Annotated in this window: 18 protein-coding genes and 2 tRNA genes; 15 read left to right on the top strand and 5 right to left on the bottom strand. The window is 61.0% G+C overall.

Annotated features, from left to right (window positions below; genetic code table 11):
• Positions 1–32: 32 nt before the first annotated feature.
• The gene (locus HMPREF2743_RS01195; RefSeq protein ID WP_070525167.1) at positions 33–941 is read right to left on the bottom strand and encodes a DUF559 domain-containing protein; all 909 of its coding nucleotides are present in this window, start codon (positions 939–941) and stop codon (positions 33–35) included.
• A gap of 412 nt (positions 942–1,353) precedes the next feature.
• Between HMPREF2743_RS01195 and HMPREF2743_RS01200 the strand changes: the two genes are divergently transcribed.
• The 7 genes from HMPREF2743_RS01200 (at position 1,354) to HMPREF2743_RS01225 (ending at position 6,063) form a co-directional block, all read left to right on the top strand.
• Complete coding sequence (locus HMPREF2743_RS01200; RefSeq protein ID WP_070525169.1) at positions 1,354–2,928, top strand: SLC13 family permease; 1,575 nt, start codon at positions 1,354–1,356, stop codon at positions 2,926–2,928.
• A gap of 164 nt (positions 2,929–3,092) precedes the next feature.
• Positions 3,093–3,168, top strand: a tRNA-Arg gene (locus HMPREF2743_RS01205).
• Between the two features lie 75 nt (positions 3,169–3,243).
• Positions 3,244–3,450 (top strand): hypothetical protein, encoded by a 207-nt coding sequence (locus tag HMPREF2743_RS12905; protein WP_246820190.1) that lies wholly within the window; start codon positions 3,244–3,246, stop codon positions 3,448–3,450.
• A gap of 18 nt (positions 3,451–3,468) precedes the next feature.
• The gene (locus HMPREF2743_RS12910) at positions 3,469–3,702 is read left to right on the top strand and encodes a hypothetical protein (protein ID WP_246824432.1); all 234 of its coding nucleotides are present in this window, start codon (positions 3,469–3,471) and stop codon (positions 3,700–3,702) included.
• Between the two features lie 137 nt (positions 3,703–3,839).
• A complete protein-coding gene (locus tag HMPREF2743_RS01215; protein ID WP_070818045.1) occupies positions 3,840–4,745 on the top strand; it encodes a DUF418 domain-containing protein in 906 nt (301 codons plus the stop codon).
• Positions 4,745–5,863: a trypsin-like serine protease gene (locus HMPREF2743_RS01220; protein ID WP_070818046.1), complete on the top strand. Its 1,119-nt coding sequence runs from the start codon at positions 4,745–4,747 to the stop codon at positions 5,861–5,863. Before HMPREF2743_RS01215 ends, HMPREF2743_RS01220 begins: the two co-directional genes overlap by 1 nt.
• Positions 5,864–5,874: 11 nt before the next feature.
• Positions 5,875–6,063, top strand: a complete 189-nt coding sequence (locus HMPREF2743_RS01225) for a hypothetical protein (protein WP_070525175.1) — start codon at positions 5,875–5,877, stop codon at positions 6,061–6,063.
• A 462-nt stretch (positions 6,064–6,525) separates the two neighbouring features.
• Here the strand turns inward: HMPREF2743_RS01225 and HMPREF2743_RS01230 are convergent, their stop codons facing one another.
• The gene (locus HMPREF2743_RS01230) at positions 6,526–7,554 is read right to left on the bottom strand and encodes a prephenate dehydrogenase (protein WP_070818047.1); all 1,029 of its coding nucleotides are present in this window, start codon (positions 7,552–7,554) and stop codon (positions 6,526–6,528) included.
• A gap of 39 nt (positions 7,555–7,593) precedes the next feature.
• Between HMPREF2743_RS01230 and HMPREF2743_RS01235 the strand changes: the two genes are divergently transcribed.
• The 4 genes from HMPREF2743_RS01235 to HMPREF2743_RS01250 all read left to right on the top strand — a co-directional run bounded on the left by HMPREF2743_RS01235 (position 7,594) and on the right by HMPREF2743_RS01250 (position 9,048).
• Complete coding sequence (locus HMPREF2743_RS01235; RefSeq protein WP_070818048.1) at positions 7,594–8,097, top strand: tRNA adenosine deaminase-associated protein; 504 nt, start codon at positions 7,594–7,596, stop codon at positions 8,095–8,097.
• A gap of 34 nt (positions 8,098–8,131) precedes the next feature.
• A complete protein-coding gene (locus HMPREF2743_RS01240; protein ID WP_070818065.1) occupies positions 8,132–8,575 on the top strand; it encodes a nucleoside deaminase in 444 nt (147 codons plus the stop codon).
• Positions 8,576–8,668: 93 nt separating this feature from the next.
• Positions 8,669–8,866, top strand: a complete 198-nt coding sequence (locus tag HMPREF2743_RS01245; RefSeq protein ID WP_070818049.1) for a CsbD family protein — start codon at positions 8,669–8,671, stop codon at positions 8,864–8,866.
• Between the two features lie 91 nt (positions 8,867–8,957).
• A tRNA-Ser gene (locus HMPREF2743_RS01250) sits at positions 8,958–9,048 on the top strand.
• Between the two features lie 48 nt (positions 9,049–9,096).
• Here the strand turns inward: HMPREF2743_RS01250 and HMPREF2743_RS12675 are convergent.
• A complete protein-coding gene (locus HMPREF2743_RS12675) occupies positions 9,097–9,264 on the bottom strand; it encodes a hypothetical protein (RefSeq protein ID WP_168163157.1) in 168 nt (55 codons plus the stop codon).
• A 180-nt stretch (positions 9,265–9,444) separates the two neighbouring features.
• On the opposite strand from HMPREF2743_RS12675, the gene HMPREF2743_RS01255 reads away from it, so the two are divergent.
• Entirely contained in the window at positions 9,445–11,877 is a 2,433-nt protein-coding gene (locus tag HMPREF2743_RS01255; RefSeq protein WP_070818050.1) for an MMPL family transporter, read from the top strand.
• A 6-nt stretch (positions 11,878–11,883) separates the two neighbouring features.
• Positions 11,884–13,167, top strand: a complete 1,284-nt coding sequence (tgt, locus tag HMPREF2743_RS01260) for a tRNA guanosine(34) transglycosylase Tgt (RefSeq protein WP_070818051.1) — start codon at positions 11,884–11,886, stop codon at positions 13,165–13,167.
• On the opposite strand, the gene HMPREF2743_RS01265 is transcribed toward tgt, so the two are convergent.
• Positions 13,155–13,880, bottom strand: coding sequence for a sortase family protein (locus HMPREF2743_RS01265; RefSeq protein ID WP_070818052.1), 726 nt, complete (start codon positions 13,878–13,880; stop codon positions 13,155–13,157). The two genes, tgt and HMPREF2743_RS01265, sit on opposite strands and share 13 nt — an antisense overlap.
• A gap of 176 nt (positions 13,881–14,056) precedes the next feature.
• On the bottom strand, positions 14,057–14,791 hold the full coding sequence (locus HMPREF2743_RS01270; protein ID WP_070525188.1) for a queuosine precursor transporter: 735 nt from the start codon (positions 14,789–14,791) through the stop codon (positions 14,057–14,059).
• Between the two features lie 441 nt (positions 14,792–15,232).
• On the opposite strand from HMPREF2743_RS01270, the gene HMPREF2743_RS12915 reads away from it, so the two are divergent.
• Both HMPREF2743_RS12915 and HMPREF2743_RS01280 read left to right on the top strand, forming a co-directional pair.
• Positions 15,233–15,892, top strand: coding sequence for a hypothetical protein (locus HMPREF2743_RS12915; protein WP_246820194.1), 660 nt, complete (start codon positions 15,233–15,235; stop codon positions 15,890–15,892).
• On the top strand, positions 15,892–18,792 hold the full coding sequence (locus HMPREF2743_RS01280) for a VWA domain-containing protein (RefSeq protein WP_070818053.1): 2,901 nt from the start codon (positions 15,892–15,894) through the stop codon (positions 18,790–18,792). Before HMPREF2743_RS12915 ends, HMPREF2743_RS01280 begins: the two co-directional genes overlap by 1 nt.
• Positions 18,793–18,843: the final 51 nt, after the last annotated feature.

Raw genomic sequence — 18,843 nt, forward strand, 5'->3', positions numbered from 1 at the left:
ACCTGCAGGTTGCGGGATCGAGGTCTGGGGATCTAGCGGAAGTTTCGGGGGCCTGCAGCTAAGTGCCGCGCGATGGTGTTAATGAAGTCGTCTGGAGCTTCGCGCAATTCTTGGGGTGAGAAGCGTAAGACGACAAACCCCTGGTTGAGGAGTGCCTTTTGGCGTTGGTGCTCGGCCCGAATCACCTCTTCCAGCTCGTTCTCGTATTTCACATTGCCGTCGATCTCAATGAGGAGCCAGTCATTGATCGCGAGGTCGGCGTAGTACTGATTGACTCGGTATTGGGCGCGCAGGCTGCGAACCGCGGGAAGGTCCGCGTCAAGGATGAGCGCCCGCGCGTAGGACTCCCAGGGAGATTCGGAGCTGTTGACGCTATGTTCCACGGCCCGCCGTGCATTCGCGACTCCTTTCACGCGGCCCATGTCGCCAAGTACCCAGTTGAGGGTGTCCTTTGATACCCGTCGTGACCTCACGTGGTCTGCGGCGACGAGTCCTTCGACGAACCCATCGAATCGTGCGATATCAATCGCCGTACGCGCGAGAGAAGTGACCCGGATGCCGTGGACTTCTGTGACCTGATTGTTGAGTTTCGTTTGCTTGTAGCGGAAGTACTGGCGCTTGGACCTTTGGGGAACGGAGTTTGAGGGGACTGTCGCGAAATACTCGCTCGGCGTTGTAAGCGTTGGGATACCGTGGATGCGAGCAGCCGCTTTGCCCAACAGGGTTGCCCGCGGTGCGGCACGCGCATGGGCATAGACCTCTGCGGTTTCTCGCTCCCAGGGTTTCAACTGCAGCCAGCGGTGCAGGGGAATGACATAGCACCACGCGAGCTTATGGAATTTCCTCGCGTGAATTTTGCCCCATCGGGGGTCGTCGTTGGTGAGCGTGCGCAGATCGACCATGTGGGTGTCTATGTAGTGGAATATGCCTAGGTTGTTCATGGCTTACTTTTAGCGCATTGGCGTGGATCGCGCGCGGCGAGCGGTATGCAGCGCTAAAGCCCCAGACCTCGATCCCGAAACTCCCTGGTGGGCGGTGGGGCGTCGGCAAGCGCTTAGCGACGCCCACCTGCAGGTTGCGGGAACGAGGTCTGGGGATCTGCGGAGGAGGGGGAATTGGGTGGGGAGGCTGTGGCGTGCGGGCTGCCCACACATTGGTGAGCAAACTTTGCAGTTGTTCTGCAATAGAGTTTGCTAACAGGGGTGATTTATGGCGCTAGCGGGGGTAATAACCGGAAAGCGTTTGTTGGCAGTCTGTGACCTCGATAACCTGAAGCTGTAGGCCCATTCGGCGATCCTAATAACTCTCTCTCAGCTGAATGGGGGCTGGTTAACCAGGAAAAGGAGGGGGCAGATGACTACCCCGCACACTCACGTCTCAACCGCACACACAGAAGGTGAAGACGACCGCGGCGTCGATACGCGCGAATGGCGTCGCATGGCCATTGGCCTTTTTGTCGGTCTCGCATTGGCCATCTTCGTGTGGTTTATTTTCCCGAGCAACGCCGTGGATACTGTGCTGCAATCACCCGGTGCCAAGGATGACGTTGAATACACTCAAAGTGCGCTGCGCGCCGTCGCCGCGGTGACCATCCTGATGGGCGTGTGGTGGATGACGGAGGCTATCCCGCTGGCCGCCACCGCGCTTTTGCCACTGGTCATCTTCCCGCTGGCCGGCGTTGGAAGCATTAAGGATGTGGGCGCGCCCTATGCCTCGTCCACGATTTTCTTGTTCATGGGTGGCTTCCTCATCGCGTTGGCGCTGCAGCGCTGGAACCTGCACCGCCGCATGGCGCTGTTCGTGGTCAAGGTTGTAGGTACCTCGCCTAAGCAGCTGATCCTCGGCTTCATGCTGGCCACCGGCTTCTTGTCTATGTGGGTGTCCAACACCGCTACCGCAGTGGTCATGCTGCCGATTGGTATTTCGGTGCTTTCGCTGACTGCCGACGCCGTCGGTGGCATGGCTAACCAGAAGAAGTTTGCCACTGCGCTCATGCTCGGTATCGCGTATTCGGCGTCGATTGGCTCGCTCGGCACCCTCATCGGCACCCCGCCGAATACCCTGCTGATGGGCTACATGAAGGAAACTCACGGCATCGTCCTCGGCTTTGGCAAGTGGATGATGGTGGGCATGCCGCTGGCATTCATCTTCCTGTTTATTGCCTGGTTCATGCTGGTTACCGTGTTCAAGCCGGAGATGGACAAGATTCCAGGCGGCCGCGAGCTCATCGATTCCGAGATTGAAAAGCTTGGCCCATGGACCGGCCCGCAGATCATGACGGGCATTATCTTCCTCGGTGCCGCCTTGGCCTGGGTGATCATTCCTTTCTTTGTGAGCAAGGAATCCAACTACGACGACGCCATTGTGGGCATTGCCGCTGGTTTGCTGCTGTTTACCATCCCGGCCGACACGAAGACTGGCGTGCGCCTGCTGGATTGGAAGACTGCGAGCGAAATGCCGTGGGATGTGCTCCTGCTCTTCGGTGGTGGCCTGTCCCTGTCTTCGATGTTCAACAAGTCCGGTTTGTCTCTGTGGATTGGTGAGATGGCCAAGGGGCTGGGCAGCCTGCCCATCATCCTGCTCATCGCTTCGGTGGCCCTGCTCGTGCTCTTCCTGACGGAGATCACCTCCAACACCGCAACTGCGGCGACCTTCCTGCCGATTATGGGCGGTGTGGCCGTGGGTATCGGCCTGACCGAGAATGGCGACATCAACGTCCTGCTGCTCACCATCCCGGTGGCACTGGCTGCAACCTGTGCCTTCATGCTGCCGGTGGCGACCCCGCCGAACGCCATTGCTTATGGCTCGGGCTACGTCAAGATTGGCGACATGATCAAGGGCGGTATCGGCCTCAACCTGATTGGCTGCGTGCTCATCACCATCACCGTCTATTTGCTTGCCGTTCCGGTGTTCGGACTAGTTCTGTAGCCTCTCCTGCGAGGTAAACGGCAGATGAATTGCTGTCCTGCGCTGCCGTCGAAAACGGGCAACTACGTCGTGATTTGTTTGTTTTCCGGAGCGTGGGTATAGTTACATCTCGTTGCACAGCAGGGCGCGCACTTAAGGTGTGAAGCACTGCAGGCCAACGGACTGCGCCCGTAGCTCAACGGATAGAGCATCTGACTACGGATCAGAAGGTTGGGGGTTCGAATCCCTCCGGGCGCACCAAACCTCAGCCGCCTTCGGGCGGCTTTTCTCGTTTTCGGCTCCGTGGGTTGGGCAAACCCGGTAGTGTTCTGAAATATGATCAAAGCGATTCTCTCCGCTATCCTGCTTTTCATTTCCTCCCTCTTCTCGGGTGCAGGCTCCTCGGAGTTGCCGGGGAGCTCGGGCATAGCGGAAGCTGGATCCTCGCAGCGCAACATTGTTACTGGCGTGCCCGCAGACCTGGTCACCGCCAATGCGCAGCAGATGGAGTTCGTGGTGAATTCCGAGTGGGAGTCCGCGTAGCAGCCGGATTCCTTTCGCGTGAACTTTAGGGAGCAGTACTTGGAGTTCTCCTGCAATAACGCCGGTTTCCACTTTGAGAGCAACGAGGCTAGTGAGATTGATATCACGTGGGATTTGATGTCGGACAGCATCTGCTTTGGCCCGCAATCGGACGGGGCCCTCATAGATTTTCTTCAAAGACCAGTAACGGTGATGGTGGACCCCGATGCATCCGCAACGCCTGAGCGCATTTACCTTGTGCGCGGTGAGTAAGCGATCGCCCTTAGTAGCTGAGACGCATATCACGCAGCGCTGGGTGAAATGCAGAGCTGAAAACGGACACAAAAAAGAAGACCGGCCAGAGCCACTGGTCGGTCTTTAAACGTTTTCAACTGCAAGGAGATGAATAGGTGTCAGCGCGCGCCCGAATAGTGGGCCTCGATATTGCTCGTTCCTTGGCCATCATCGGGATGATTATTCTGCACATGGCCAATCTGGTCTGGGGCGCCAAAGTGGTGCTCTCTGGGCTGCCGGCGGCGGGGTTCGCCATCATTGCAGGAACCACGATGATGATCCTTGCTCGCGACTACTCGCTGCGGGTCTTCCTCAAGCTGGTCGCCCGCGGCCTGATAGTCATGCTCATCGGCGTGGCGCTGTTGCCCGTCGGCGGTGAGATTCAGGTGGTGCTCGTCGTGATGGGCGCGGCCATGGCTCTCACCGCGTGGGTGCCGCCGCTCGCCACTGTCTGGAAGGTCCTGCTCTTCGCGCTGGCCACCGCGGGCGCCACGGTGCTCTACGCTCCCTATACCCTCCCGCAGGTTTACCCCCTCGTGGCATTCCTGGCGTACATGGTGGCAGGCATGCTGCTTTGCGACGTCTACCTCACCCGCCCCACCCGCACCCAGATCGTCACGAGCGCGGTGGCCGTCGTCGTTACCGGCATCGGCCTGTGGCAGCGCTTTAACCCTGACATCGCCGGCTGGCTGCGCTTTACCGGGCATACAGGTGTGCTCGGTGAAATCCTTCTCTCCGTGGCGGTCACTGCGGTGGTGCTGCACCTGTGCCTGATCATCGGCCGTCAGCTGCCGCGCTTGACCTTCCCCTTCGCGGCAATGGGCTCGATGTCTTTGACCATCTATATCCTGCACATTCTCACCGCTCGTTTCTGGCAAGCGCACGTCTCGCTGCACAACACCATGGCGGCACTGGGCTTTGTGCTCGCGTTCCTACTGTTGAGCGCGCTGTGGAAGAAGTTCTGTGGAAAGGGTCCGGCCGAGAGGGTCGTGGCTTGGGCAATCAAGGAGGTGGCTGCGTAATGGTGGCACGAAAGATAACTGCTGTTGTGGCCAGCTCTCTGGTCGTGGGGCTAGGCGCTGCGCCGGCCATGGCCTTGGAATTCGCCCAGCCCGCACCTCACTCGGAGGAAAGCGCCGCCGTGGCTGCGCTGCGCATGGGCAAAATCGGAAACTTCGGCGATTGCACCGGCACGCTGGTGGCTGAGCAGTGGGTGCTGACCGCCCGCCACTGCTTGGAGTCCGTCAACAACGAGGGCTCGCAGGCCCGCTTTGGCCAGGGCAAGGACACTCGCGTCTATGACGTGGATTCCTGGGCTGTTTCGCCGACTATCGACGCCGGCCTCATGCACCTGACCGAGCCCGTCAAGGGCATCAAGCCCGCTAAGCTCGCGGATGCGGTCCCCACCGCCGGCGAGAAGGGGCACTTCTACGGCTGGAGCAGCAGCTCCCGCATGGCCCGTAAAGGCCAGCTACCGATGGCGGAGATGGAAGTAGGCGAATTGCTCTCCGGCGGCACCCCGCCGGCCACCCCAGACGAGTCTGGCCAGAAGATGACGCCGGTGGCTCCGAGTGATTCCGGGGCCATGGCTCCTGGCGAAATGGCAGTGCCTGCCCCCGGCGGTATGGTCGCTCCCGCCCCTGGTTCGTCCGACGCGCCCCAGGTGATGGAGGGCGGCGACATGCCAGAGATCGCTGTTGGACCCGACGGCGCGGAAAGTATCCCGGCCGGTGAACTCGGGGGAGTGGGCCCGATGATTGCGGCTGCCATCATGGACGTGAAGTCCCTCAATGGTGAGGGAATGCAGGGCGGCGACTCGGGCGGACCGTTCTTTGTCGACGGCCGCCTCGTGGGCGTGGCCACGGCTGGCACGTCTAATGCGGATCCGGACCTGCCTTCCCCGACCGCAGCGATTACGTCCGTGGTCGAAGTTCGCGACTGGATCGAGGACGTCACTAGCGGCCGCGATACCGACGGCGTCCTCAATGCCGACAATTCCCCGAAACCGCCAGCCACGATGCAGGTCAGTGCGCCCGTAGCTCTAACGGCCGGCGTGACCGGGGTGGTGGGCCTGATCGTGCTGGCCATCGCTTCACGTTTGCTTCGCCGCAAGTCTGGTGCTGAGCAGGGTAGCAACTAGGCTGTTTCTCCATGAAGGAGAAAATCGTTCCGTGTCTCATCGCTGGCGCCATTCTCGGCGTGGTCTTGTGGCTGGCCTCCGGCATGCTGTGGATGTTGCCGGTGGGCCTAGCAGCGGGCCTCGCGGGATACCCGCTGCTCGGCATCACGCGTGATGAGTCCCAAGCCCGCAAGCGCCGCGACGACACTTTCCGCGACTAAGCGCCCCGCACCACCCCACGCCACCGCACTACGCCGCCCGACGCCGCGTCGTGTCGTGCCGCCCCGCGCCGTCCCACGCTGCGGCGCATGCTGCTTCACAGCCGGTCACCAGATGGCACCCCACAAAAGGCATCTGATAGAAGGTGTCTTTGGGGCCAAAAACGCCATGTGCACACCCCAAAAGGCGTTTTCAGGCGAGAAAACGCCTTTTGACAAATGCCATCTGCAAAATGCCATTTGCAAGATGCCTTTTGGAAACCGCCCCATGCCCAGCAGTACGCAAAAGGTTCCACTCAGAAGTCATTAGTCAAAAGGTTCCCTTGGGGGCAAGTAAATCATCTTTAACCAGGTAGAAGGTTCGTTTGGGGGCAAACAAACCTTTTGACTGGAACCAGGTGAGGGGAACCCGTTGGGAAACCGCCTGCTAGGGCGGAAGGTCAGAGCTCGAAGCTGGCCAACGGGCTAGAAAATCTCGATGCGCCCGCCCAAAGACTCCGTCTGTCGCAGCTGCGCCACCCAGTTCGGCGCACCCGGGTGCAGCCGCAAGACCGGGCGGGAAGAAATCTTCACCGGGGAGACCGATTCCTTCCGAGCACCTGATCGAGCTTCGATGCGGGTGCGGGCGCGGAAGCCAGCGTCGGCAAGCGCGGCGATGGAAGGCTGATCCGAGGCCAGCGATTCGCGCGCATCGTGCAGCAACTCGAGGGCCTCGTCGAGGGCCTGGACCAGTGCGGGTGCATTGGTCTCGCACATCTGTCGAACCAGGTCCGGGCGAGTGCCTGCCACGCGGGTTCCGTCCTTGAAGGAGCCAGCCGCCAAGGACTGTGCCAGGATGCCGCCATTATCGCCGACCACCGCGAGGGTCTCCGCCAGCACGTGAGGCAGATGCGAAATGCGGGCAACCGCGGCATCGTGGTTAGCCACGCGCACCGGAACCGCCTCCGCGTGAACCATCTGAGTCATGCGGACCACGTCCGCAAAAATGTTCTCCCACTCGGCGGGGATGCGCTCGCCGCGGGCCTCACACTCGGCGGCATAGTCATAGGTGATAACCCAGGCAGCGCGGTTGAACAACCCGGTGTGGGAGTTCTCCCAGCCGGACTTGGAGGTGCCGGCCATGGGGTGGCCGCCCACGTAGCGCGCCTGCATGTTGCGCTCCACAATGAGCTGGCGCACCTCGGTCTTGACCGAGACCACGTCCGTCAAACCGCAGCTCGGGGCGTGTTCCTGAATGGAGTCGAGGACCGAAGCAACCGCATCCATAGGCACCGCGACGACGATAAGCGCGTTGTCCTCCTCGGCCCGGTGCAGGATGGCCGGCAGATCATCGGTGACGTCGTAGCCCTGCTTAATGGCCGTTCGGGCACCAGAGGTGGAGTGGTTATAGCCGTACACGGAATGGCGTGCAGCAGCTAGGTCTCGCAGGAGGGAACCTCCAATGAGACCGAGGCCGATAATGCAGACGGGGCGTTGAACATCTTGAGAACTCACGGTGACAATTGTGGCACAACCCGACTAATCTGACGAGGTATGAGCCACGACGATCTGTCCTTTGCCATCACCGTCGCCAGTGCCGAAGGCGGCTGGGTGATTCGCCCTTTCAAGGATGACTACACCGACGTCAACACCTCCATCAAGGCGGTGCGCAACCTCCGTTCGGAGGGCGCGGCATTTGCGCTGCTGTGCGTGGAGGATGACTATTTCGTCGTTGTGCGCCCGGTTCCGGGGGATGTGCGCATGCTGCTTTCCGACGCCACCTATGCCTCCGAAGACGACTTCGCCGCGGATTTCCTGGACCTGCGCGATATCGATATCCCGGATTTGGACGAGGACGAGTGGGAGGACGCCGACCCCTACGGCGACGGCGACTTTGATATCTTCGCTGACCTCGGACTCGATGAGGACCAGCTGGGCTACATCATCGATAACGATGAGGACTGGCCTTCCGACATGCTCCTGCGCATCGCCGGCGAGCTGGGCTTTGGCGATGAGCTGGAGGATTTCATTGACGGCCTCGACTCGGATGACTCTTAAACCAGCGGAGGGGCTGGTGCGCGCGAAGGCCCGTATGCGCCGCGCCCTGGAGGTCGCGCGCACGACGCCGGCGGGGGATATCCCGGTGGGTGCCGTGCTTTACGACGCCTCCGGCAACGAACTCGCCACCGGCGTTAACCGCCGCGAGCAGCTGAATGACCCAACGGCACACGCAGAGGTGGAAGCCATCCGCCAGGCGGTGCGCGTGCACGGCGATGGCTGGCGGCTGGAGGGCTGCGAGCTGGTTGTCACCTTGGAGCCCTGCGCGATGTGCGCGGGCACGATTCAGGCTTCCCGGGTGTCTTCGGTGGTCTTCGGTGCCTTTGAGCCGAAGACGGGGGCGTGCGGCTCGCTGGTGGAGGTATTGCGCGCCCCCGGTGCCCTCCACGTTCCCGAGGTACGCGGCGGTGTGCTGGAGGAGGAGTGCGCGGAGCTGCTCACGGGCTTCTTCGGGGGTCTTCGTAGCAGCGGCGTTTAGCCCCTGAACTGGTTAGTGGCCCCTGAGCCGCCTTGCAATTTGGGTGTAGGATGGGTGGTCCACGTGAGAGAAGTAGAGAGTAAGGAGAGAATCATGGCTGATTTTGAGAACAAGAAGGACGAGTTCGTCGGCAAGGCTAAGGAAGCCGCTGGCGGCCTGACCGATAACGAGAAGCTGGAGAACGAGGGCAAGGCCGACCAGGTCACCTCCGAGGCTAAGCAGAAGGCTTCCGACGCCGTTGAGGGCGTCAAGGATAAGGCCAACGAGGTCATCGGTAACCTCAAGGACTAATTCCTAGCCTTAAATAGCTGAATCGCTGTCCGCGCCGCGTGGTATGAGCAGCGATTTTGTCGCTCGGGATGACTCCCGTAGTCTGGAACGCGGTGGCGTGTCCGAGCGGCCGAAGGTGATCGCCTCGAAAGCGATTGTTGGGTAACCCCCAACCGCGGGTTCAAATCCCGCCGCCACCGCCAGATCCGGCACTCCAGTTCTTAGCTCTGGAGTGCCGGACTTTTTATGTTTTAGAAGCCGGCCCGCCCTCTATCAACATCTCTTTGGAAATCCAGCGCGGCTTGGCGTGCCTCGGGATCGTGGTCTTCCGTGCGTTTGTGAATTCGTCGGCTCATCATGCCTGCTGGGATAGCAATGAGAAGGATGGCCGCGATGGCGACGATGACGAAAGTAGACAAGCGGGTCTCCTAGGGTATTTCAGTAATTCTGTATTGTAACGCAGGTCACGCTCTGGAGGGTTAGTTGAACTCCTACGAGACCGTTAGGGCTTCACAGCCCAACTGGTTAAACTGGTGCACATTCGTGTCCACCGCCAAAGCTACCGCGAGCAATAATCGCGCATGTGAAGGGGAATTTCCGTGGCAAAGCTGCTCTACCACCTAGGCCGCTGGTCTTACATCAATCGATGGAAGGTCATCATCGCCTGGATCTTCATCGTGGCGGCCGCGGGCGGAGCGACCTTGAGCTTGATGAAGCCGATGACCACGGAGTACTCCATCAGCGGCACGCCCGCTATTGACGCCACCCGCCGCGCGGTGGAGCTCTTCCCGGAGAACGGTAACCCGGCCAATGCGCCGTCGGTCAACCTCGTCTTCAAGGCCCCAGAAGGGCAGAAGCTCAGCGATCCGCAGAACAAAGAAGCTGTCGAGGATGTGGTGCACCACATTGCTGAAGGCCTTGATATCCCAGAGGGCAGCCAGCAGCGTTGGGGTAACCCGCTCGACGTATCGCCAGCACTTCAGCAGCAGGTCATTGAGCAGTTCACTTCCATGGGCTTGCCGGAGGAGACCGCGCGGGCGGATGCCGACAACCTAGCCATGGTCAATGCTGATGAGACCATCGCCTACACCACCTTCGACTTTGATGCGGAAAGCCCCTACTCGGTAGAGCCTGCGGATAAAGACGTGGTCCATGAAGCCATGGATATTGGCCGTGCGGCGGGTCTGGAAGTAGAGGCCGGCGGCGCGGGCTTCGGTGATGAAATCCAGGTCAACTCGATTTCTGAGGTCATTGGCCTAGCTGTGGCGTTTATCGTCCTCATTATTACCTTCGGTTCCTTGGCCTCCGCGGGCATGCCGCTTATCTCCGCGGTCGTGGGCGTGGGCCTGGGAGCGATGGGTGTCATGATTGCGACCCACTGGATGGAGCTCAACAACCTCACTCCGGTGCTGGCCGTCATGATTGGCCTGGCCGTGGGCATCGACTATGCGCTGTTCATCATGTCGCGCTACCGGCAGGAGCGCTCCCGCATGGACGGGCCGGATGCCGCCGGCATGGCTGTTGGCACGGCGGGTTCCTCGGTGGTCTTCGCCGGCGCGACGGTCTTCATCGCACTCTTTGCGCTGCTCGTGGCGCGCATTAGCTTCCTCACCGCCATGGGCCTGGCCGCTGCGGGCACGGTTTTCATGGCCGTGCTTGTGGCGCTGACCTTGGTGCCCGCGATGCTGGGGCTGCTCGGTGATAAGGCCTTCGCCGGACGCATCCCCGGCGTTGCCGGCAACCCTACGAAGCGCCGCCCGCGCCGCACGAAGCCAACGATGGGTAACCGTTGGGTGCGCGCGGTGCAGCGCGCCCCGGGCATCGTCATGGCGCTGGTGGTGCTTGGCCTCGGAGCTTTGACGGCCCCGGTTCTGCACATGGAGCTGGCCCTGCCAGCGGATACCACCTCCAACCCGGATACCACCCAGCGCAAGGCGGCGGACCTCCTGTCCGAAGGCTTTGGCCCCGGCATCAACGGCCCCTTCCTGGTGATCGTGGATGGCGCCAATGCCAACCCGGAATCCGCGGCGCTACAGCCCTATATCCAGGGCCAAGAAGATGAGGAAGATGAGCAGAAGAAGGCCGCACTTTCCTCCTTCATCTATTCCGTGCAGCGCCTCAACCAGGTGGGCGGGGTCAAGCACGCCCAGCTGGTGGGCGTGAGCAAAGACATGAAGTCCGCGCAGATCATGGTCAGCCCCACCACAGCGCCTACGGATGAGGCCACGGTTGGCACCGCCGCCGCCCTGCGTACTGCCGGTGCGGAGCTGGAGGATGCCACCGGTGCCGAGATCGGCATGACGGGCCTGACCGCGGTGCAGCTCGACATCACCGAGCGCCTCGAGGAAGCCATGGGGCCGTACCTCGCCATTGTGGTGGGCCTGGCCATCTTCCTGCTGCTGGCAGTGTTCCGCTCCATCTTGGTGCCGTTGGTCGCGGGCCTGGGCTTCCTGCTTTCCGTCGGCGGAGCCTTCGGCCTGACCGTTTTGGTGTGGCAAGACGGCCTCACCGGCTTGGTGCCAGCACCCGGCCCGCTGATTTCTTTCATGCCCATCTTCCTCATCGGCGTGACCTTCGGCCTGGCCATGGACTATCAGGTCTTCCTGGTCACCCGCATGCGCGAGCACTTCTCCCGTTACCCGCAGGGCAGCGGCGGGAAGTACAGTCGGTACAACGCCAACGACGAGGCCACCATCGCCGGCTTTACCGCCGGTGCCCGCGTGGTCACCGCCGCAGCCATCATCATGATTTCCGTCTTTGTGGCGTTCATCAGCCAGCCCCTGCCCTTCATCCAGATCTTCGGCTTCGCGCTGGCGGCGGGCGTGCTTTTCGACGCATTCTTAGTCCGCATGTCGCTTGTCCCCGCCACCATGTTCCTCATGGGGCACACCACCTGGTGGATGCCGAAGTGGCTGGACAAGCTGATCCCGCAGCTGGACATCGAGGGCACCGCACTCGAGGAAGAATGGGAGCGCAAACACGCGGCAGTATCCCGTGAAGCAGAGGATAAGGCAGCGCAGCCCGTAGAATAGTTCCCTATGACTCACCCTAAGCCGCAGCTTGAGACCGACCTTTCCTTCGACGTGAAGAAGGAGCTGGACTTAAGCGGTCCAGCACAACCGGGGAAGCACGGCCGCACCGGTGTTATCCATACCCCGCACGGTGATATTCAGACCCCGGCCTTCATCCCGGTGGCCACCAAGGCCACGGTGAAGACGCTGACCCCGGAGCAGATTCGCTTGACCGGCGCGCAGGCCATCCTGTCCAACGCCTACCACCTCTACCTGCAGCCGGGCCACGACATCGTGGACGAGGCTGGTGGCGTGGCTACCTTCGAGAATTGGCATGGGCCGACGTACACCGACTCGGGCGGATTCCAGGTCATGTCCCTCGGCGTGGGTTTTAAGAAGGTCCTCGCCATGGATGTGGCGGACCTGACGGACTCCGACATCCGCGCGGCCAAGAAGGAACGCATGGCGCAGGTGGATGAGGATGGCGTGGATTTTAAGTCCATCATCGACGGCTCCACGCACCGCTTCACTCCAGAGGTCTCCATGCAGATCCAGCATGGTCTGGGCGCGGACATCATGTTTGCCTTCGATGAGCTCACCACGCTGGTGGATACCCGTACCTACCAGGAGGAATCTGTGGAGCGCACGCGCCGCTGGGCGCAGCGCTGCCTGGATGAGCACGATCGCCTGACGCTTGCCCGCGGCCCGCAGAAGCCGCGCCAGTCCCTGTGGGGCGTGGTACAGGGCGCGCAATACGAGGACCTGCGCCGTCAGGCCGCTCGCGGGCTGGTGGAGCTTTCCGATCGCGCCGAGGCGAATGGTCGTCGCGGCTTCGGTGGCTTCGGCATCGGTGGCGCTTTAGAGAAGGAGAACCTGGGCACGATTGTGGGCTGGGTGTGCGATGAGTTGCCCGTCGATAAGCCCCGGCACCTGCTGGGTATCTCTGAACCGGATGACATCTTTACCGCCGTTGAGGCTGGTGCCGATACTTTCGACTGTGTGGCGCCGACCCGTCTGGCGCGCCGCGGTGGTGTGTACACCCTCGATGGACGCATGAACCTCACCAATGCGCGCTTCAAGCGGGACTTTGCTGGCGTGGACGAGGAATTCGGCGGCTATGTCTCGGAGAATTACTCCCGTGCCTACATCCACCACCTGCTCAAGGCCAAGGAATTCCTGGCGGGAACGCTGTGCACCATCCACAACTTAGAGTTCATGATTCGGCTGGTGGATAACATCCGGGAGTCCATCGACGGCGGCTATTACGAGGCCTACCGCGATGAATTCCTGGGGCGCTATTACGCCAAGTGACCGGTGACGATGACGTTGTACTCCAAGTCTGTTGCGCCGTCTACGGCACAGGCGATGAGTACGATGCGCCCGGGAACCTCGGTATTCATCAGGTCGGCGTCGCTGCCGAGTTGCTCCTTGTCCACGAGGAAGGCGTTATCCACGATCCACTCGCGCCCGGCACCATCGGCAGAGGTCATGCGGATGTGGGAGCCGTTGAGGATGGGCGTCGCAAAGCGCTGCACCTGCGCCCCGTCGAGGCCCTCCACGGTGGTGGGGTTGCTCAGATCGACGTTGGCGGTGACCACCTCGGAGAAGGGGTTGAACACCAGTTTCTGTTGGCCCCAGGCATGTCCCAATACGTAGGTGGTGCCCTGCTCCGCCGTGGCGGGTGACTCACCCCAGTCTTGCACCCAGCGCACCATGGTCTCTTGTGGCCCGGCGGGGTTGAGGGGCACGACGAAGGGCATCGAATCATAGGTCGCGCCCGTGATGGTGGCTGGGCCGTCCATCTCAAACGTACCGGTCAGGGCGGGTGCTGGGCCTTGGTTGAGCGGGGGAGGGGTGGGCGCTGCGCTTGACGACGCCTCACTGCTCACCGTCGTCGTTTCCGGTGCCGCGTGGCTCGTCGTTTCGGGCGACGACTCTTCTTCCGTGCCCGAACACGCCACAAGATTGAAGGCTGTGGCCAGGCCAAGGATGGGGAGGAGGGAAGTTCGTAGATGCTTATGCATCGTCGATGTCCTTTAAGACCTCATCAAGATTAAACCGCTCGCCGGAATCCTCTGCAGCCATTTATTCTCCTTTGCTCCTGTGAATGCATCGTATTACGCATGATGGATGAAGGGAAGAGAGAAGTAGACCCCCTCAGCACAGTGCGTGCCAAGGGGGAATTCGGGACGGGTCGCTGCTACTTAGACGGCGCTGCCGTAGAGGTTTCGGCCTCGTCGATAGGCACGTAGTCCTCGCGGCGCTTGACCCAGGAGATAACCAGGGTGGTCAGCGGAAGCATGATGACCTCGCAGGCGGTCTTCCAGAGGAAGCCCACGATGACGTAGTTCAGGAAGCCACTGAAGGAGTCGATGCCGATGACGGGTGCTGCGATGGCGCAGAACAGCAGGGTATCGCCGAATTCGCCGACGACAGTGGATGTAACAAGGCGGGCGATGAGGCCCTTCTCACCGCTGCGAGCCTTCATCTTCACCAAGGTGAAGGAGTTGAGCAGCTGGCCTACGACGTAGCCGACGAGGGAAGCCAGCAGGATCTGCGGAACGAGGCCAAGAGTTGCTTCGAAAGCTTCCTGGCCTTCGTAGAAATCAGCCGCGGGCAGCCAGATTGCAATATAAAAGGAAACTGCGGCCAGAAGCGCCATGGCAAAACCGATATAAACGGCGCGGCGGGTGGACTTGAAGCCATAGCACTCGGAGAGAACATCGCCCACGATGTAGGCGATGGGGAAGAGGAAGAAGGCGCCATCGGTGATGAGCGGGCCGAGCTGGACGCCCTTCGTGGCGTTGATGTTCGAGATGAGGAAGGTAACGACGAACACCGCGACCAGCCACGGGTACAAAGTGGAATGTACCGGGATGAATCGGATGCTCTCGCCACCGTTTGTGGTGGTTGCGGTTGCCGATTGAGTTGTCATGGAACAGCATTTTTCCACGAAACTGGGGGAAGTAGAAATGGGGAGTTTGATTCTCCTTCAATGGGGAGTGCTCCCTCACCCAGCTGTTTCCTGAGAACCTGCAGTGGAACTGGCTGTTTCGGGGGTGTGCTCTCGGCGATGAGCCCATAAAGATCTACGAAGTGGGCAGAAAAAACGCCTCTGGTATGGCATTCTTTTGCTTGCAACGTTTTCGTATTCCCTGAACGTTTCCTGTCTATTGTGTGCGTGGTGCGCGCTCGAAGAGATTCGGGCGCGTTCGAATTTCGAAGCCAGAGAAAGACACGTCATGTCAGGGGGTGCGGCTACCTTGGTTTCTAATCCTTAGAGCTTTCCGGCGGATCTTCTACCTTCTGCGTCGCTAGATGGGGGAGGCACCAGGTTCGCCGGTGGCCCAACTTTGTTTAAGGGAAGGTCATCGATATGACGTTTGGTTCCCCAGGATCGTCGCCGCAGTTTGGCGGGCGCCCGCCGCAAGGAGCTAATCAGCCAGGTGCAGGTTCCGGGTTCGGCGCGCCCGGTGGGTCTGGGGGCCCTGGTGGCTTTGGTGCCCCGAATCCGGCGCAGAACCCTTCCTCCGGTCCTGATTTTGGTCAAGGCTCCGGTTTCGGCTCTGCCCAGGGAAGCCCTGCAGGTACTAACCCTAGTTCAGGGGCAGGCGGCTCTTTCGGCGCGCCGGGCTCGTCTGACGGTTTCGGTGAATCCTCGCCCGCGCCAGATTATCGCCGTCAGGTGGCAGCACCGACGAGCCCAACGAAGGGGCCGTGGCCGCTGCTCATTGCCGCTGGCGTTTCTGCAGTTATCGCGCTGATCCTGTTGGTGATTGCGCCGCTCGTCGCTTCACCGACGCAGACTCTGTTCTTTGTTCTGGCTATCGGCGGATGGCTGCTTGCCGGAATCGTGTCCTTTATCCTCTTGGGTCTTTACACGCTGAAGAATACGCAGCGCCAAGCTGAGACGTTTTATATTGAGGACACCACGCAAACTTTGCTTTACCGCATCATCATGGGTGGAAGCTTTGTTCTTGTCATTGTTGCTGCGGTGGAAATCGCCTTCTACGTAGGAAAGGCGGTTGGCGCCTAATGAAGAAGTTCACACGAGTACTTGCTTTATCCGCTGCGATGGCAATCGCTGGGTTCGGTGGCAGCTTGGGAGCGGTAGCGCAGGATGCTCCGCCGCCCCCGGAAGCCCCGGACGCCCCGGAAGCGCAGCCGGAAGAGCGCCCTGAGGGAATCGGCTCCGAATCCGCACTTTCAGAAGTCTCACAAAAGAACCTCTCCGATTTCGGCTCCTGTATTGCCCGCGAGAAGTCTGCGGACTTGCTTTTCGTTCTTGACCAATCAGCGTCCTTGGTGGGCTATGAGGGCTCGCAGCCGACGGACGCCGATGCCTTCCGCGTTGATGCCACGGCGGACATCGTGAAGCAGCTGGCCAACCTCGGGGAAGACAATGGCGCTGACATTAACGTGAAACTCGCTGGCTTTGGATCCGACTACTACAGCGATCCGGCCGAGTATGGCGGATGGACCAATGTCTCCGGTAAGGCTGATGCCCTGCAGGGTGAACTGGATAAATTCCGCAAGGAGGACCGCGTTGCGGATCTAGAGACCAACTATGGCGCGGCCTACAAAGGCGCGTTGAAGGAACTCGCTTCTCACCAAGGCAGTAGCTGCCGCGGCATCGTGTTCTTTACCGATGGTAAGTACTACACCGACGCCGAGGCCAACGATCTTCAGGGCGCTCAGGACAAGCTGTGTGAGGTCAATTCCTCTGTCACCGCGTTCCGTAACTCCAATATCCGCCTCTTTAACGTGGGCCTCGTGCCAGCTGCGGAAGCTCAGGATCAGGTTCGCCAGCTCACTCGCATGGCGGAGGGTGAGGACTGCGGCCAGGGTGCCCCGAACGGTGCATTCTTTGACGCGGGTGAGGACCCAGCAGCGCTGTTCGCGGCCTTCCGTAACCTCATCCCTACCTCGGGTGGTGTAACTAAGGACGGTAACTTCAAGGACCAGTTTGATTTCGTCCTTGATAACTCCGTGTCTCCCGTGCGTTTGTCCGCGGTGCCGAAGAATTCGGTGGGTGAGGGCGAACTTATCCCGACCCTGACTGGTCCCGATGGCGAAACCGTGGAGCTTAAACCTGATACCACGAGCGTCGCCGGCGCGAAGGTCTCCGTGACGGAGAACAACAAGCTGCCGGGCATGGTTGATATCGCCATGGAAAAGGAGGGCGACGCCTGGGAAGGTGCCTGGACCTTTGGCTACAAGGTGGCTGAAGGCACGGAAGGTGAGTACCTCGCATCCGTCGTCATGGTGCCGGGCCTTAACCTGAACCTCAAGACCGAAGACGGGGCCAAGGTAGAAGGCGGCATCAACTCGGACAAGATCCTGAAGGGACAGCTGGTCGATGGCAAAGGCGAACCCCGTGCACTAGAGGGTGAGGGAACCCTGTATGCGGAGTTCGTACCAGAGGACGGCTCCCCGGTCACCCTCGTAGAGAATGCGCCGATCACTGATGGGCAGCAGGTAGATATTCCGCTGGAGAAGGTGGAAAGCGCAGCATCTGGTCAGCTCGTCACCCGCGTGGAGATCACCACTAAGGACACCGGTGAGCGTCCGGGCTCGAAGCTGGATCCCATCAATGCAGAAACGCCGTTGACCGTTACCCCGGTCAATATGCCAACGGTGGGCTCAGCACAGACGATCACCATGACGGAGAAAGAGATTACTGTCGACGTCCCCGTGACCGGCCCCGGCAAGGTGTGGGTAGCGGACCAGACCATGGATTCTGAGGGCGGAATGCTTCCCGCAGGAGTTCCTTCCGTTGCGGTGAGTTCCAAGCACAACTCGGAAGATTCCGCGCTCGAGCTTTCCAAGGATGAGAAGGCGACCATCCCGGTAACCCTCAGCGTGGAAGAGATGGCGGATGGCCCGCTGCGTGTGGAGCCGGTCATTAACCTGCAATCTGCTGAGGATAACCAGCAAATGGAGCTGCCGTTGACGCTGCAGGGCTCCATGACCGCACCATTGAGCAAGTCTGCTTTTGGCCTCTCCTTTGTCCTCGCGGTGTTGCTTGCGCTGCTGATTCCGCTGGCCATCTTGTACCTCATGAAGTGGGTTAGCGGCCGTATTCCGGAAAAGCCCCGAATGTTTGCGAAGACCATCCCGGTACGCCGCGAGGGCGCTAACCTCGTGCGAACCGACAATGGCCGCCCGTTCGCGGTGTCCAAGGAAGAGTTCCAGGGCGCTGTTCCGGTAGAGACCACCGGACGCTCTGCGCGCTTGGGCAGCAACGATGCCAAGGTAAAGATGGGGTTGAGCCCCTTCACTGCGGCCCACGTGGAGGTCCAGCGCGATGGCACTATTTCCGGCAAGGGCAAGAAGTCCGGTTACCGGGCAGTGTTGCCGCTTGCGGTGCAGAATACGTGGTTCTTCATCGGCAACAAGAAGGACCGCGATTCCGGCGAGATTGTCATGACCATCGATACGTTGGCACAGGCTAGCGCGTGCGACGAGATGTCGAAGGAAATCAGCCGCCAGGCCCTGCAACTCTTTGACCAAGTCGAATTCCCAGCCGAAAAGGCTGAGAAGGCCCAGACGCCGCCGCAGGTAGGCCAGCCGGGGCAGCCGGTCCCGCAGAACCAGCCTGGCTCCCAGCCGCCGAGCGGTCCGCCGCCGCAACGCGCCCCGCAGCAGGGTGCTCCGCAACCTGGGGCTCCCCGCCCTGGTGGGCAGCAACAGGCGTCGCAACCTGGTGGTTTCGGCCAGTCCCAGCCTTCGGGCCCATCACCGCAGAGCCAGCCAGGTCGTGCTGAAGAGCCGGGGCGCCCCGGCTTCGGCGGAGCACCACACTTTGGTGGTGGATCTGGTTTCGGCGGCGGCCCGAGCTTTGGCCAACCGGGCCAGCAGCGCCCAGACAATCCTGGTAACCCTGGTAATAACGGCGGCTGGCCCCCAGCCCCGGGATTCGGCTCCCAGGGCTAAGCCGGTTGAGCAGCACACAACAGCCATAAACAGCACAGAAGCGAACCTCCC

The sequence above is a fragment of the Corynebacterium sp. HMSC036D02 genome (assembly GCF_001836165.1).
Taxonomy (GTDB): domain Bacteria; phylum Actinomycetota; class Actinomycetes; order Mycobacteriales; family Mycobacteriaceae; genus Corynebacterium.